A 16,796-nucleotide genomic window follows, 5' to 3' on the forward strand; every position below is an offset into this window, starting at 1 on the left:
GGAAATGGGTTTTTTCAGGCGGTCGGCACCCACTCTTGAACAATGCATTGAAAAGCGTGAATATGAGTGTATTGTTCGTTTTTACCTGAAAGGGATGGGTGATGATGCCGCAGCAGCCATGAGTGCTCTTCTGTTTTTCAGTGAGAATGACCCGCGGGCTGTAGCTGATGTGCTCGGCGGTCTGAATGATCGTGAAATGATGGATGTGGCACGGGCCATCGTCCAGTCCGGGGGGCCGGACCATCCTGCTGTTCTTGCACTGGCCAGATATGCAGGGGCTGAAGCAGGCCGCTCACTTGGCCGTGCTGTCATGCGCTGTGGAGAGGATGCATTTGACATTCTGGTGAACCGTACTGGTGACGAAGATCAGGATGTACGGCTTGGGGCAATTAGTCTGCTTGGATGTATCGGGAAATCCGGAATTCCTGTCCTGAAAAAGATTGTATATCACGCAGAAGGGGAAGAACAGCGCACAGCAGCCAAATGCCTGCGCCGTCTTGAATGGATTCCGGAAAAACCGGATGATAAACCGATGTTTTTCTTTTTGTGCGATGAGTGGGATGAGCTTATCCGGCTTAAAGAACGTGCGCTTCCTCTTTTGTTTTCTCTGGTAAAAAAGGACGATCCTATTCTCAGACAGCAGGTGATACATGCGATGGGGGAGACCGGTGACAAAAGGGTTGTGCCTGTTATTCTTCCGTATCTCGATGACAGCGCTCCGGAAGTCCGCATTGCAGCACTTACTGCATTAGTACGCTATGACACCCCTGAAACCGAACGGTGTCTTGTCAGTGCTCTGAATCATACCGATTCACAGATCCGTATTGATGCGGCGCATGCACTGAAACGTAAAGGGTGGAGCCCCCGGCAGCATGGGGATCAAATCCGGTATACAATCGCCGGTGGGAACTGGGATGCAGTGAAGGGGTTTGGTGGAATGATCATCCCTGATCTCATCCGGATTGTGCGTACAGGAGATAATGAGTGGGTGGGGGCAGTACATGCCCTGACTGAAATGGGTCCGGCTGCAGCACGTGAACTGGAGGCGATTCTGCCATCACTACCGGCATCGCAGCAAAAGGAGATTATCAGGATCTTCAAAAAATCTGAAGAAAAAAATCGTGTCAGAAGAGAAAATATTCAGAAATTATATCATTCCGAAGGGGATGAGCAGCGCATAGCGGCCAGATGCCTGCAGGATCTTGGATGGACTCCGGAAAAACCTGAGGATAAACCGATGTTTTTCTTTTTGTGTGGTGACTGGAAGGGGCTTATCGGGATGAAGGACCGTGCTCTTCCTCTTCTGTTTTCTTTGATAAAGAAGGACGATCCTGCTCTCAGACGGCAGGTGATACAGGCGATGGGGGAGATCGACGATAAAAGAGTTGTGCCCGCAATTCTGCCGTATATGGAGGATTCTGATCCGGATATCCGTATTGCAGCATTCACCGCAATGATGCGCTATGACACTCCTGAGACGGAACGGAGTCTTGTGAGTGCCCTGAACCATGCGGATTCCCAGATTCGTATTGATGCGGCGCATGCACTGAAACGAAAAGGGTGGAGCCCCCGGAATCATGGAGATCAAATCCGGTATACGATTGCAGGCGGGAACTGGGATGGAATTATCCAGTTCGGTGACCCGGTTATCCCGGTTCTTATCCATATTGTGCGAACCGGAGACAACGAATGGCCGGTTGCAGTACATGCTCTGGCAGAATTGGGTCCTGCTGCAGTACGTGAACTGGAAGTGATTTTACCGTCACTCCCGCCGTCACGTCAAAAGGAGATTATCGGTATCTTCAAAAAATCTGAAGAAAAAAATCGTCTGAGAAGAGAAAATATTGAAAAATTCTATCATTCTGAAGGTGCTGAACAGCGTAAAGCAGCCGGATGTCTGCAGGGCCTTGGATGGACTCCGGAGAAATCGGAGGATAAAGCGATGTTTTTCTTTTTGTGCGATGAGTGGGATGAGCTTATCAGGCTTAAGGAACGTGCGCTCCCTCTTCTGTTTTCTTTGATAAAGAAGGACGATCCTGCTCTCAGGCGGCGTGTGATAAAGGCGATGGGGGAGATCGGTGATAAAAGGGTTATACCTGTAATTCTGCCGTATATGGAGGATTGTGATCCGAATGTGCGTATTTCAGCACTTCATGCTCTTATCTGCTACGACACCCCTGAGACGGAACGGTGTCTTGTGGGCGCTCTGAACCATGCGGATTCACAGATCCGTATTGATGCGGCGCATGCACTGAAACGAAAAGGGTGGACCCCCCGGACACAGGGTGAACAGATCCGGTATGCAATCGCCAGCGGAAACTGGGGTGCAGTTATCCGACTTGGTGATCCGGTCATCCCGGATCTCATCCGGATTGTACGTTCGGAAGATAATGAATGGATGGGCGCAGTATATGCTCTGGCAGGACTGGGTCCTGATGCGGCACAGAAACTGGAGGCAGTTCTGCCTTCTCTTCCCGAAACGCAGCAGAAAAATATTATCGGTGTCTTCAGGAAATCGGCAGAGAAACATCGACTGAAACGTGAAAATCTTCAAAAAGAGCAGGAAAGAAAGAAGCTTGAGGAAGGGGAAAAGAAGAATTCTGAGGCGAATCAACCCAAAGGGCCCACAGATGACGAGATCCGGGAGACCCAGAAACGGGTCATTGAAGGGTTTAAGTGGTTGAGGCTCCAGAAGGTTGCAACCGAACAGATCTATGCAATCATCAGTGAAGGAGTAAAGGTTCATAATATCTCCTTTGAAATGGCGGTTGCAGCACTTTCCTCCAAAGACGAAGCTATTCGTGCTGCGGCAGTAGATGTGCTCTCCATGAAAGGGGAGCGTGCTTATCCGTATATTTTGAAGGCTGCCTATGATAAGAGTCAGATAGTGCGGACAGCAGTTGCGGATGCTATCGGATTTACCGCCCAGACAGGGATGATGAAGGTTCTTTCCCATCTTTCGAAGGACCCATCGGTTGATGTACGTCTTGCGGTAGTCAGGGCTCTTCAGATGATGAATAACGAGCGTGCATTTCCATTCATCATTAATCTCTTCTCTGATGAGGATGCGGGGGTACGTGATGCTGCTGCGCATGCAGCGGCGACATATGGGCAGTTTGGTCTTCCTGTTCTTCTTCGGTCACTTCAGGTGCAGGATTCAGAGATCCGTATTTCTGCGGCAGCGGCACTGGGGGAGATCTGTGATGTCCGATCCCTGCCGTTCCTGTTGCCTCACCTTGAAGAGCCTGATCGACGGGTGAGAGATGCCATACGGGCAGCAATTGTGCAACATGACTATCGGGCTATTGAACCACTGCAGGAGTTCATTGAGCAAGCCGCAGGTGAAGCAAAGAATGCTGCTCTTCTGGCGCTGTATGAGATTAATCCGGTTCTTGCAGGAGATATCGGTGCTGACAGCCGTATTTTCGAAGAGGCGCATGGAGCAGGTGAAAGTATCAGTGATGTCGCTGCCTCTCCTGTCCGATCCATATTTTCACGGAAGAAAACAGGTTTTTCTGCCGGAGTTGGGGCAAAGGCGGCAGATGCAGAATCTGCATCTTCTTCAGATTCAGCCGGTGTTCAATCCGGGGGTAAGTCTGAATCGCAGGATGTCTGTGTTGATTCGCGCACCTGTGAAGAGCTGGTACTTCGCATTGAAGGTGGTGAAGATTCACTCTCCTCTGCTCTTCTCGTAGATCTCTATGATGAGAAGAGCAGTCTGAAATCTGACCTGATGTCTGCAATGCGGGGAAGTGACAGGGAATTTGCGATGCATGCTGCAACCCTCCTTTCAAAGATCGGCTGGTCCCCTGCCGGAAGCGCGGAAGAGACACTCTTTTTGCTTGCGAGTGGAAGAACAGCAGACCTGAAGAAGGGTGGGGAGACTACAGCACGTATTCTCTCCGCAATGGTGAGCTCGATGCCTCCTTCTGTGCAGAATACGATTGTGGATGTTCTCTCCGGTATCGGGGGCCGAGAGGGAATTGTTGGTCTGGCTCAGATCGTATCCGGTGAATCAGGTGCAATTTCCGATGCGGCTGCAGAAATGCTTGCAGAGATGGATTCGGATGTTGTGCCTTTCATTCGTGAAGCCGCAATGTCACAGGAGGGTGCCCGTAAGAAACGGCTCCTGAAAATTATCCGGATAATTGAGGAAGGTAAATAGGGTGGATAAAATGACCGGATATAAACGGATAACCTCCGGTGAACTGGCTCGTACAGGCATGGTTTTGATTGCAATCTGGTTTTGTATTCTGCCAGTCTGTGCTTTTACGGTTACTTCCGGTCCGTCTGTTGTACCGGATGGGCATGCAGTAATCGGAGAGGCGGTGACCGCTGATATTGAGATAATATACGACGTTTCGTCGATGAATGAGTTCATTACGGTATATACTGATATGGGGTCTGACTCGTGGGATGCTGTCATAATTGCCGATGGGCGTGAGATGCCTATTGGTACCAGGAGTGGCCGGTATCTGACAGTGACAGGCTTTGAACTCTATAATCCCGGGGCGTCGGTAACGAAACTGCAGGTTCACCTTGAAGGGGTTGTGCCCGAGTACCTGGCGGGTTCCGGTGATGCAGAAGTGCTCTCTCTTGAACACATTGCTGGTGATGGTGTTACTGTTCTCGATTCTGTATCTGAGAGGATCTCCCTCATTGACCTTGCGGCAGTGAATGGCATGCGGACAGAAACGGAAAATGATCTCATCCGGTTTGAAGAACAAATTAATCGTGCATACAATGAAGGAAGCGATACATCAGCAGCAGAAGAGGTTGCTGCCGATGCCCGTGATCTGATAGAGGCCTCCCTTCAGATGGACCTGCATAATGCCTATACTGCCCTTTCTGAAGCAAAGTATCTCCTCAGTGTTGGAAGGACGACACTGACTGACTCGGTCACTCAGGATTTTTTTCAGAATACAGAGGGAATGATCTCAGCGATTGAGCCGGCGATAGCAGAGTACAGGGGTGCCGGCGGTGCTGATAAACAGGGAGTCCTTGTCGTCCTCTCCTACCGGGACAATGCTGAAATGCTCCTAATACTTGCCCATGATCGTGATTCTGCCGGAGATGATGAGGGTGCACAGCGGTATGCAGAGGATGCGTATGCGAAGGCCGGTGATGCGATGGCATACCTTGCGGGCATGTACACCGAAGCAGGGCTGACAATGGGAGGGTACACGCCTGGTGCAGGAACCCCTCCGCCTTCTTCGGAAGTGTCTGCCACGACTCCTGCTCAGGTGATATCACTGCCTTATGCCATGGATCCGGGAGTGGATGAAAGTGTGGGGGATATTGACATCGAAGGAACCCTGACATTTTTCCAGGTAGTCCTTGACGGAATCCTGGGAATGGCTGAATTTGTCCGGAATGTCATGGACGCATTCTCTGAGATTGGGAATTAATCATACCTGACAATTTTACCGGTTACTCTCTTTTTTCAACCCTTCTGCGAGGGCCATGATGTCCCATGCAAGTGATTCACGCCTGGTGCGTGAATCCATCCGTGTGTCAACGTGGAGGGCATTATCAAAGGGCAGGGGGTCACGGGTATCCATCAGATACAAATCGGTGAACTGATCGTAAACCGGGCATTCAGCCCTGCTTTCCGGAGCGTATGTCTTTGCCCCACGTGTCCTACTTCGTTCACCGGTAAACGGGACAAAGGAGATTACGGGAACGTTCCCGAGTGTTTCCGGTATTCCTGCACACATCAGTACTGGCATGATGCCTGTGACCGGCCTTCCGGGACCGATGATCACGATGTCACTGTTTCGGATTGCTTCAATGGATTCCATGGATGCGTGAGGTGTCGTGCCTGACGGAGCATGGACAGCACATGCATGCGTGTCGTCATCATATGTGGTCCTGTACCGGGCAAGCGAAATCCGCCCGGACGGGGTGGTGACAGACCACTCCCCTATATCATCGGTGGTGGGCAGTATCTGTGCCATAATACCATGAGCGTGGGTGATGGAGTTTGTCGCATCTGTCAGGCGTTCTTCTTTCAGCCTCTGCGCGCGGTAAATATGCAGGGCACGCTCCTGGTCTCCCACGGCTCGTGATTCTTCTGTGCCGAGTCGTCTGAGGGCACGGTGTGTTGTGCAGGTATCGCCCTGAATGCCATGCCATGTTCTGGTGTTAAGGATGCCTGCAAAGAGAAATATCAGGGTGTCAAGATCGGGAATGGAACACCCGCATGGCGACTCTTGTGCATATGCGGGTGTTGCAATGACCGTAATTTCTGAATCATCCATGAATGAACGAAACCCTGCGATGAGGCGGGCTGATTCGCTTCCGCCTGAGATGAAGGTGATCATGCTTCTTCCGTATCCTCCCCTGCCTTTGGTGACGACGGGTCTCTCAGAAGGGAATATCTCTCATCGAAATCACCAACAACATAGAGTGAATAGGTGCGCAAAAACGTCACGAATGGCACACTTGCCATCAGTCCGCAGAAGGTTACTACGGCAAAATATAGCGCAAAAAGAAGGGCTATGGCAGGAAGGGAGATGTTTTGGGGCCCGCCTGCCGCGATAAGGATCCCCATCAGGGGGATGCCTGCTCCAATTCCCACTCCAATCATCACAACGGAGAGGATGATGCTGACACAGACGGAGAGGATGAGTTTCATGACCGTATACAGTGCCGCCTCCGTTTTTTCCGCACTGAAAAGATGCAGGCATCGGCGCCATCCTTCAATGATGCCGCATCGGTCGACGTTCATGATGGGGACAACAAAATCCGTTGTCAGCATCAGGATAATGAGATAGGGGATCATGAGGATGAGCATCAGTACAATAAATATCAGGATTCTTCCTGCAATTGCCGTATCAGCACTAAGTGTTCCCATAAGCGGAGCAAACAGGAGATATGCGAGAACCAGACAGATGCCAAAAAAGAGACCCGAAAGGATGAAAAGGAACGCGAAGTAATGAATGCCGGGACGGGTACTTTCACGGAAGTATGTCCGTATGTGAATGTCTCCTGCTCCAAGTGCCTTGATAAAGATGAACTGGAATATTCCGTTTAAAAGAAGATAGACTAGGCCGATGCAGAGCAGAACTCCTGCGATGAGCAGCAGGAGAGATAGGAGGGCATCCGTGTTCTGCGGGAACAGAGAACTGATGTACTGACCATCACCGAGTTCTTCCGGAGAGATGGAGCCGGTTGAAAACTGCACTCCTCCGGCTGCCCCCCCGGCAAACAGGGCTATAAGTGCCAGACGAAGCCATATTCCGATGTCAAATGGAATAAGGATGGATTTTGTCATTGCAACGGCCCGGTCAATCTCCCGAAACGCGTAGTGGTCCTGTGTCATGAATCCCTGTGGTCTTTTTGTGTGTCAATGATTTGCTGAATGTTTTCTGCCAGTGCCAGTGCGGCTTCCTTGTCCGTCATGAGGGTATCCAGACGGATGGCCCCCTCTATCGGTTTTGGGTCCCGGATGTCCTGAACAAATACGTCGGTGAACTCCCGGTAGAGATCATAGGTTGACTGCCCGTTTGGTGCCATGTCCCATGCCATCATCAGTTCTGCAGCTGGCCCGCTCACCGGTATGTCACCAATAAACGGACTAATTACTATCACAAACTGATCCTTGAGTGCTTCTTTCACTCCTTCACATTCAAGAATCGGTGAGATGCTGGTGACGGGGTTTGACGGTCCGATAATAACTGCATCGGCATCACGGATTGCCTTTAAGACCTGTTCTGTTGCTATGGGTGTTTCACTGCATCTCCGTATGACTGCGTCTATTGTCACTGCTCCCCTGTGTCCGACCCAGTATTCCTGGAAGTGCATCTCCGTACCATCGCTCTGGATGCAGGTTGTAACTTCAGTGTCGCACATGGGGAGAATGGTCGCATCACACTGGAGACGGGATGAGAGATGCTGTGTCGCCTCTGTGAGTGTAATCCCTGAGCGGAGCATCTCTGCCCGTGCAATGTTGACCGCACGGTCCCTGTCCCCGAGGGTAACCGGTTCGGGACACCCGATTCTCTCAAGAAATTCACTGGTGATGGTGGTGTCATCTTGGATACCCCACCATCTGTCTGTGTCAAGGAGTCCTGCAAAGAGGTACATCACTGTGTCAATGTCTGGTGAAAGGTGACTGCCGGAGAACCACATGTCCTCTGCTGTGTTTACAATGACTGTCATCTCATGGTCTGCAATGAGCGTCCGGTATCCCCGCATCAGTTTGGGGGTGCCTGTCCCGCCGGAGAGGAAAGTTATCATGTGACACAATAGTTTTATCACTAAATATATGTTGATTCTTAACTGAAGACAGAGATGAAGACAATAAAAGACCCTGTACATGGCCATGTCCGTGTATCCGACGAGCTCCTTCCTCTTCTTGATGCTCCCCATGTGCAGCGCCTCCGGTATATCCGCCAACTTGGTTTTTCGCATCTGGTATACCCTGGTGCAAACCATTCACGGTTTGAACACTCTGTCGGGACAATGCATCTGGCAGGAGCTATGGGCCGCGAACTTGAATTTGACGCCGATGAATGCCTTCTCACCGAGGCGGCCGGTCTTCTTCATGATATTGGGCACGGACCGTTTTCACATGCAACAGAACCGTTGCTCACTGAATTCTGTGGAAGAGGGCACGATGATATCGCACCTCTGCTGATTGAGGATCTGGCTCCCGTTCTTTCCGGGGCCGGAGTTGACCCGGAGGAGGTTGCGGCGATGGTAAACGGCACCCATCGGTATGCAGGAATCATCCATGGAGATCTTGATGTTGACCGGATGGACTATCTGATGCGCGATGCGCATTACACAGGTGTCCCGTATGGCACGGTGGATCCTGACCGGCTGATTCACAGCAGTGCGATAAGTGACGAATCCGGCTTGTACCTTAGGGAAAACGGTATAAACTCTGCAGAATCTCTGCTTCTTGCGCGAACACTGATGCGTCCCTCTGTCTATTTTCATCATGTGTCACGGATTGCAGAATCGATGATCCTCATTGCAAGTCTCTCGCATGCCTCCGCACCGGGAGGGGATGCCTACGATGAACTGATGCGGATGAATGATTTCTCGTTTATCGCTGCACTACTCTCATCGCCTTCAGAAGCGGCTGTCAGCCTGACACAGCGCGTTCTTGACCGCCGGCTCTATAAACGTGCTCTCTATGTGGGTCAGGATCAGGTGAATGCAGAGGAATACCGACAGGGAATCACGGTCATCCGGTCAAGGGTAATTGCAGAGGAGATTGCTGCTGAGGCAGGGGTTGATGAGATGTCCGTTCTTGTGGATATCCCTGCCTTTCCCTCAGAGATGCGGATGGGGGTTCTGGTCAGAAACCATTATGATCTGACATCTCTTGAAGAGCTCTCCCCCCTCCTGACTGCTCTCAACAAAGCACGAAGAAGTCAGTGGCGTCTGGGGATTTATACCATACCAGGTCAGCAGAATGCCGTCGCGGATGCAGCAGGCAGGGTATTATCGATCAAAAAGCCAACTAAACAGGACAGACTAATTCTATAGAGACAGGCCGGTAAAGATATGAAGAAACGATTTGTTGTGGCAGTTACCGGTGCAAGCGGTATGGTGTATGCACGGCGCCTTCTGGAAGTGCTCCAGGACAAAGCAGAAGTGCATCTCATCATATCGGATATTGCACTGCGTATCGCTGAATATGAAGGGGTGGATTTCTCCGGGTTTGATGTTGTCTATGCAGATAATGACAATATGTTCGCCGATCTTGCGAGCGGGTCATTCCGGTATGACGGCATGGTCATCATTCCGTGCAGTATGAAGACGCTTGCTGCTATTGCTTCAGGATTTTCGGATAATCTTATTACACGAACGGCAGATGTCTGCCTGAAAGAGAGAAGAACGTGTATTCTGATGCCCCGTGAGATGCCCCTTTCCCGGATTCACCTGAAGAATATGCTCTGCCTTGATGAAGCAGGAGCCACAATCATGGTTATCAGCCCGGCATTTTACACACGGCCGCAATCAATCGAGGACCTTGTCGATATGGTGGTGGCCCGTGTCCTTGATCATATGAATGTCGACCATACCCTCAGTACACGATGGAAAGGTGAATATTAATGCGAACGTTTATCGAAAAAATGCGCGGGGAAGGACGGGTCATCGATATTGAAGAGCCCTGTTCAACCGTCTTTGAAGCCCCGAAACTGGCCAGTGAAACCGACGATCTCCTCTTCTTCCATAAGCTGGACGGCAACAGAAAGGGTGTAATGAATGTGACGGCATCGCGTGCCTCCCTCTCCTGCGCCCTTGGGATTCCTGAACATGATATTGTGCCCCGCCTGGCAGCCACCGGGCAGAATGGAATGATTACGGAAGGGAAACGCCTGAATATGAGTGTACCGGATCTGAACAGTCTTCCGGTGATGAAACATTTCCCTCTTGATGCGGGAAGATATCTGACATCAGCGATCGTCTTTTCACAATATGGCGGGGTTGAAAATGCATCCATCCACCGGATGCAGGTCCTTGATGAGAAGCGGCTTGCGGCCCGGCTCGTAGAAGGGAGGCATACACATTCCCTTCTCCAGGATGCCCTTTCCGATGGAGAACGCCTGCCGGTTGCCATAACAATCGGTACTCATCCGGCAGTGACGTTTGCCTCCTGCACCCGCGTACCGCAGGGAAAAGAGATGCAGTATGCTGCTGAGCTGCTTGGCGGTGAGATCGAGTTAAACACCTGTTCACATGGTGTGCGGGTCCCGGATGCAGAGATCGTGCTGGAAGGGTATATTGGAAGTGAGACCACCGAGGAAGGTCCTTTCGTGGATATTACCGGGACCTATGATCCGGTTCGACAGGGTCCGGTGATTGAGATCACCGGGATGCACATGAAGCCCGATGCAATCTATCACGGGATTCTTCCGGCCGGTAATGAGCATAAAATCCTGATGGGCATGCCGTATGAACCGAAGATCTTCCAGGCAGTTGCCGGTGTTACGCGGGTGAAAAATGTGGTTCTTACAACCGGTGGGTGCGGATATCTGCATGGCATTGTCCAGATAAAAAAGAGCACGCAGGGGGATGCAAAAAATGCTATCATGGCGGCCTTCGCTGCTCATACGTCCCTGAAACATGTTGTGGTGGTTGATGAGGATATCAACCCGTTCCGGATGGAGGATGTGGAGTATGCTATTGCAACCCGCGTGCGTGCAGACCGTGATGTGATGATCATCGAAGGAGTCCGTGGGTCATCTCTGGACCCCTGCCGTATTGGTGACGGGACCAATGTGAAGATGGGAATTGATGCGACAATGGTCATGGGAGAAGAAGAGAAGTTTATCAGAGCTGAATGGGACTGATATATAATGTACCTTGATTCAGATGATGAAAAGGTTCTTGCGGGAGAATACGGCGAAACCCGCAGGAAGATGATGGAGATTCTTGTTGCTCTTGGAAAAGTCTTCGGGGCAGAGAAGTTTGTGCCAATCACCAGCGCACAGGTGGCAGGTGCATCATATAAGACGATAGGTAAATGGGGTCTCGAATGGCTGAGAAGTCTTGATGCACGGGTGGCTGTGCCCGCTGTTCTTAATCCAATCGGGATGCCGCGTGAACGATGGCAGGAGATGGGCATTCCCTCTGATTTTGCAGAGAAACAGAACGCTGTTCTGGATGCATACCGGCGGCTGGGAGTTAAACTGGAGTGCACCTGCACACCGTATTATATCAACCGGACATCATACGGAGAACATATTGCATGGTCTGAGTCGTCTGCTGTGTCCTATGCGAACTCGGTAATCGGTGCCCGGACGAATCGTGAGGGTGGTCCTTCTGCCCTTGCTGCTGCAATTATCGGGAAGACGCCGTTTTATGGTCTGCATATCTGGGAGAACAGGATGCCGCAGGTGGCATTCCGGATTGAAGCGGAAGAAACGCTCCATGCCCGCCATTATGGTGCCATCGGGTATCTCGCCGGAAAGGTGGCGGGCAACCGTGTGCCGTTCTTTTATGGAATACGGCCAAATCGCGACCAGCTGAAGGCACTTGGCGCTGCAATGGCTGCCAGTGGGGCAGTGGCGCTGTATCACGTTGAGGGTATCACCCCTGATTCCCGTGTGCTGCAGGAACGAGGGACTGATATATCCGCACTGGAAACGATCACCATTACCGGGGAAGAGATTGAGGCAGTCTTTGAGGAACGGACTGTTGATGCGGTGGCAATTGGGTGTCCGCACTGCTCAGAGGATGAACTGGAGGAGATTGCAGGGCTACTGAAGGGGAAAAAGGTAATAAAACCATTGTACATCTTTGCTGCACGGGGTGTGGCGCAGGCACATCCCAATCTTGTTGGAAGAATTGAGCAGTCCGGTGCACGAGTGTGGGAGGATACCTGTATTGTTGTTTCGCCCGGAATGGATCACTTTGACACGATAATGGTCAATTCGGGTAAGGCATTTGCGTATGTACCGAATATGTGCGGTGCAGCGGCGGTCCTTGGATCTACTGAGGAATGTATTGCTGCTGCTCTGGGCGAATAACCCTGCCCCCACCCTTCTTTTATTCGTGAATACGATTTACCGGTGAATTGAGGAAGGTCTTATTTTTCAAAAAGAATTCTTTATTATTATCACTTTTTTCTGAGCATCAAATTGGGATGCTCATTTTTTGCATTTCATCCCTGCTTTCGATTTGTTTTACCGCCTGAGTGACTTCTTCCTGAATATCGGTGTCATTGAGACATTCTTTTAGTGCTTTGATTACTCGATCCCCCTTAAATGTCACGAGTGCATGTGCTGCAGCAACTTTCACCTTTTTTTCTCCATCTTTTAGCAGACCGATGAGTGGTCCCACTGCGCGTTCATCACCGATTGATGCCAATGCCTCAATTGTTGCGATTCTGACTTTTGTTTTCTCATCGTTCAATAATTTTATGAGCGGGTTTACGGCCCTTTTATCTCCTATCCTCCCGAGTCCTGTTGCAGCCCCTGTTCTCAGCCACTGCTCCTCACTGGCCAGACAATGTATCAGGGGCATGACTGCTCTTTTGTCACCAATCGTTCCTAATGATTTGGCGGCAATCCAGCTTACGTCGACATATTCATCCGAAAGTGCTTCTATGAGAGGTTCGACTGCTTCACTGGCATGCATTCCCCCCAGCATCTGGGCGGCTTTCCATCTGAACGTAAGATTTTCACTTTTTAGAAATTCGATGAGCTCGTGAATCGTATCTCTTCTTTTTTTTTCAGAATCCTCTTCAGGAGGACTATCTTTTACAGTGGTTTCGGTGGGATGTTGCATGGTAAACCACAACGCCATTGTGGCAACAGAATACTTAAATATGATCTACAAATTCCGGGCTTAGGTATTTTTTAACTTTAGTGATTGCCGCGTAGCATGTTGTTTGGGTCGGAGGTTTATTGCATAAATTGGGATTGACGTTGTAAATAAATCGTATTCTCCGGAAATACTGTACTATGTAAAAATTACCGGTATGGGATGGGGTTATCGGTGATTAGATGAATTGTCTGACTGGTATCTGCCGGTTTTTTAGATGCCCAATCGGGAGTGAATTTCATATTGTTAGTCCCTGCACGGCGGTGGGGTGCATGGTATCTTTTCTGCTGACAGTCACCCTCTCGTGCATGAACGGTATGAATTTTAAAATTGTTAAAGAAGGAATCAAAATTTCTTCTTCATTGCATGAAAGATAATAATACTTATTCAATGGGTCCTGCCGGTCTTTTCTGCAATTGATTCAGGAAAAACGATCATTCTGCTGGGTGACCTTCCATGACACATAATTCATGGATTTGAAATGAGTGAACAATTGAAAATGGTGTTATTTTCTATCTATATTGATATTGATTAATTCACTATTGATTTTGCAGCTGATACTATTGATTATATGGGTGTCTGTTGTAGAATTCAGTTAATAATTAATAGTGATGGAAATTAATTTCCTTCTCTGAAATGTGGAGATGATGATTTAATACTATGGAAACTGGCACGATTATGATTAATTCGGCGTTCATACTCATATGCACTGCAATGGTTATCCTGATGACGCCAGGGGTAGGTTTTTTCTATGGAGGCCTTGTCAGAAAAAAAAATCTGATATCAATGCTGACGCTTTCTTTTGTTTCAATTGCACTGGTATCTGTACAATGGGTAGTGATTGGTTACAGTCTCACGTTCGGTCCTGATATTGGGGGGTTAATCGGGGGCCCTGACTATTTCATGCTCCAGGGTGTTGGCATGTCGGGTGAGCCTGTGCCTGATATGCTTTTCATGATGTTTCAGCTGTCATTTGCGGCAATAACTCTTGCAATTATTACATCCGCTGTTGCTGAGAGAGTAAGGCTCAGCTCTTTTATCATATTCGGCCTTTTATGGACGACATTTATCTATGATCCACTGGCACACTGGGTGTGGGGCGGCGGCTGGGCATCTTCTTTGGGAGTTCTGGATTTTGCAGGCGGAATTGTGGTTCACATAGGGGCAGGGTTTGGCGCTCTCGCACTTGCACTTGTCATAGGATCACGACTTGGGTTTGGAGAGCACAATATTGAACCTCATAACATACCCCTGACGCTGCTCGGCGGTGCACTGCTCTGGTTCGGCTGGTTTGGGTTTAATGCGGGAAGTGCTCTTGCAGTAAATGAAGTTGCAATAAATGCATTTGCGGTAACAAACATATCCGCAGCAGCGGGTGCATTATCCTGGATGTTTGCATCCTGGATTCATGGAAAACCAAGTTCTCTCGGTATGATCTCCGGTGCAATTGCAGGTCTTGGCGCAATAACGCCGGCTGCAGGATTTGTGGGCCCCATGTCTGCAATATGTATCGGGACCATATCCGGGATATTATGTTATGGGGCTCTTCTGTTTAGACTTGAACACAACTGGGATGAATCGCTGGATGCATGGGCAATCCATGGTGTTGGCGGATTATGGGGGACAATTGCCCTTGGCATATTTGCCGTACCTGCAATCGGCGGAATAAGCGGTCTCCTTTCTGGCGGCAGCTCCCAGATTGGACTTCAGATTGCCGGTGCACTTGCGGCAGTGCTATTCGCATTTGTTGGGACGTTTATCCTGGCAAAAGCAGTCGATATGGCATTTGGCCTCCGGGTCACAAAAGACGAGGAGTATGTCGGACTCGATATTGCACAGCATGGTGAGACGATAAACTGACCTGCTGAAATGATCCGAATCCTTTTTTGCCGTTTTTCGATGAGAGTGCTATGGTGATTTGTGATGTATGGGATTCAACTGAATTCGCAATTATTCTGAATAACAGGGGATATATCCTGAATTCATGTTTGAACAAATCCTGACTTCAGGAAAATCCCTTATCAAGCGTCTTCTGGCTTTCTGTATCGAGGCCGGTAACATAAACTGATTTGTTTTCCTGCTGATATTTGTCAATAACTCTGGCAATTGCCTCAACAGCAGAGTGATCCCATATATGGGAATTTTGAAAGTCGATCTCAATTCTCCCCGGGTCTCCGGAAAAATCAAAAAGATCAATGAATGCGGCCATTGTTCCAAAGAAAAGCTGCCCTTTTACGGTATAAATTTTCACTCCGTCTTCCATGGCAACTCCTGAAACGGATATAGCGGACATTTTCCACGCCATGGCAAGTGCGGCAAGCACAACACCGGTGAGTACACCCTTTGCAAGATCATGGGTGTAGACAACAATGGCTATCGTTGCAATCATAACAAATGCATCGCTCCGGGGGATTTTGGCGATGTCTTTCACAGATTGCCATTCAAATGTGCCTATTGCAACCATGATCATAACGCCTACAAGTGCTGCCATGGGGATCTGTGCCACAAGATCCCCAAGAACAATAATCAGAAAAATCAGGAAAAGGCCGGCAGTCATTGAAGAAAGCCTTCCTCTTCCTCCGGATGTTACATTAATGACGGACTGGCCTATCATTGCGCATCCGGCCATACCTCCGAAAAAACCGGTAATGAAGTTTGCAATGCCCTGTCCCTTTACTTCCCGGTCTTTATTGCTTTTTGTACCGATCATTTCATCAATGATTGATGCCGTCAGGAGTGATTCAAGAAGCCCAACGATAACCAGCGTTGCAGAATACGGGAGGATGATTAAAAGTGTTTCAATGCTTATCGGCACCATTGGAAGATGAAACAGGGGGAGTGTCTTGGTAATTGTACCTAAATCTCCGACTGTCAGCACATGCAACCCTGTTCCGATTGCAATTGCAGTCATGAGAGTGATGGCGATAAGGGGTGCGGGCACTGCCCGTGTGAAGCGGGGCAGCAACAGGATAATTGCGATTGTTGCTGCAGTCATTGCATATACGGGGAGTGTGGCGCCAATTAAAAACGGGATCTGGGCGAGGAAAATCAGAATTGCAAGGGAATTTACAAAGCCAAGCACTACTGAATATGGAATGAATGAAATAAACCGGCCCACTTTCAAAAGACCAAGGCAAAATTGAATAATTCCGGTCAGGATGGTTGCTGCCAGGAGATATTCGAGTCCGAAATCCCGGACAAGAATAACCATCACCAGTGCCATTGAGCCCGTTGCAGCCGAAATCATGCCTGGCCGTCCTCCTGCAACGGATATTACAACTGCAATACAGAATGACGCATACAGGCCGACCATTGGATCAACGCCGGCGATGATTGAAAAGGCAATTGCTTCGGGAATCAATGCAAGTGCAACGGTAATTCCTGCAAGTATGTCACCTCTGATATTTGAGAACCATTCGTCTTGTATTGTCTGCGCGTTCAAGGGATGTTTCACCGTTTCATTGTAATATTGAATATTTGCTTATTTTTTTGGATTTCGCGGGATATTA

At 49.4% G+C, this 16,796-nt stretch carries 12 protein-coding genes; 7 read left to right on the forward strand and 5 right to left on the reverse strand.

The features are described 5' to 3' along the window. Positions 1-4 precede the first annotated feature (4 nt). Both L1S32_RS00780 and L1S32_RS00785 read left to right on the forward strand, forming a co-directional pair. Positions 5-4,165 carry a HEAT repeat domain-containing protein gene (locus L1S32_RS00780; protein WP_278155482.1) on the forward strand — a complete coding sequence of 1,387 codons (4,161 nt, stop codon included), beginning with the start codon at positions 5-7 and terminating at the stop codon, positions 4,163-4,165. Between the two features lie 10 nt (positions 4,166-4,175). After that, positions 4,176-5,408 (forward strand): hypothetical protein, encoded by a 1,233-nt coding sequence (locus tag L1S32_RS00785; RefSeq protein ID WP_278155483.1) that lies wholly within the window; start codon positions 4,176-4,178, stop codon positions 5,406-5,408. Between the two features lie 15 nt (positions 5,409-5,423). Here L1S32_RS00785 and L1S32_RS00790 read toward each other — a convergent pair whose 3' ends face one another. From L1S32_RS00790 to cofD, 3 genes are read right to left on the reverse strand one after another with little or no spacing between them, the layout of a single operon-like run. Beyond that, positions 5,424-6,323, reverse strand: a complete 900-nt coding sequence (locus L1S32_RS00790) for a 2-phospho-L-lactate transferase CofD family protein (protein ID WP_278155484.1) — start codon at positions 6,321-6,323, stop codon at positions 5,424-5,426. Further along, positions 6,320-7,324, reverse strand: coding sequence for a hypothetical protein (locus tag L1S32_RS00795; RefSeq protein ID WP_278155485.1), 1,005 nt, complete (start codon positions 7,322-7,324; stop codon positions 6,320-6,322). The genes L1S32_RS00790 and L1S32_RS00795 overlap by 4 nt, the downstream gene beginning before the upstream one ends. Then, entirely contained in the window at positions 7,321-8,241 is a 921-nt protein-coding gene (gene cofD / locus L1S32_RS00800) for a 2-phospho-L-lactate transferase (RefSeq protein ID WP_278155486.1), read from the reverse strand. The genes L1S32_RS00795 and cofD overlap by 4 nt, the downstream gene beginning before the upstream one ends. A gap of 54 nt (positions 8,242-8,295) precedes the next feature. Here cofD and L1S32_RS00805 point away from each other — a divergent pair, with 54 nt between their 5' ends. The 4 genes from L1S32_RS00805 to L1S32_RS00820 are packed head-to-tail and all read left to right on the forward strand — an operon-like array spanning position 8,296 to position 12,491. After that, entirely contained in the window at positions 8,296-9,501 is a 1,206-nt protein-coding gene (locus L1S32_RS00805; RefSeq protein WP_278155487.1) for an HD domain-containing protein, read from the forward strand. An 18-nt stretch (positions 9,502-9,519) separates the two neighbouring features. Next, positions 9,520-10,071 (forward strand): UbiX family flavin prenyltransferase, encoded by a 552-nt coding sequence (locus L1S32_RS00810; RefSeq protein WP_278155488.1) that lies wholly within the window; start codon positions 9,520-9,522, stop codon positions 10,069-10,071. Further along, positions 10,071-11,312 carry a UbiD family decarboxylase gene (locus L1S32_RS00815; RefSeq protein WP_278155489.1) on the forward strand — a complete coding sequence of 414 codons (1,242 nt, stop codon included), beginning with the start codon at positions 10,071-10,073 and terminating at the stop codon, positions 11,310-11,312. The genes L1S32_RS00810 and L1S32_RS00815 overlap by 1 nt, the downstream gene beginning before the upstream one ends. Before the next feature lie 6 nt (positions 11,313-11,318). Then, positions 11,319-12,491, forward strand: coding sequence for an aconitase X catalytic domain-containing protein (locus L1S32_RS00820; protein WP_278155490.1), 1,173 nt, complete (start codon positions 11,319-11,321; stop codon positions 12,489-12,491). 106 nt (positions 12,492-12,597) lie between these two features. Here the strand turns inward: L1S32_RS00820 and L1S32_RS00825 are convergent, their stop codons facing one another. Continuing rightward, on the reverse strand, positions 12,598-13,269 hold the full coding sequence (locus tag L1S32_RS00825) for a HEAT repeat domain-containing protein (RefSeq protein ID WP_278155491.1): 672 nt from the start codon (positions 13,267-13,269) through the stop codon (positions 12,598-12,600). A gap of 696 nt (positions 13,270-13,965) precedes the next feature. Between L1S32_RS00825 and L1S32_RS00830 the strand changes: the two genes are divergently transcribed. Next, positions 13,966-15,147, forward strand: a complete 1,182-nt coding sequence (locus tag L1S32_RS00830) for an ammonium transporter (protein WP_278157102.1) — start codon at positions 13,966-13,968, stop codon at positions 15,145-15,147. Positions 15,148-15,292: 145 nt separating this feature from the next. Here L1S32_RS00830 and L1S32_RS00835 read toward each other — a convergent pair whose 3' ends face one another. Next, positions 15,293-16,729: a SulP family inorganic anion transporter gene (locus tag L1S32_RS00835; RefSeq protein WP_278155492.1), complete on the reverse strand. Its 1,437-nt coding sequence runs from the start codon at positions 16,727-16,729 to the stop codon at positions 15,293-15,295. Positions 16,730-16,796: the final 67 nt, after the last annotated feature.

Source organism: Methanogenium sp. S4BF (assembly GCF_029633965.1).
Lineage (GTDB): Archaea > Halobacteriota > Methanomicrobia > Methanomicrobiales > Methanomicrobiaceae > Methanogenium.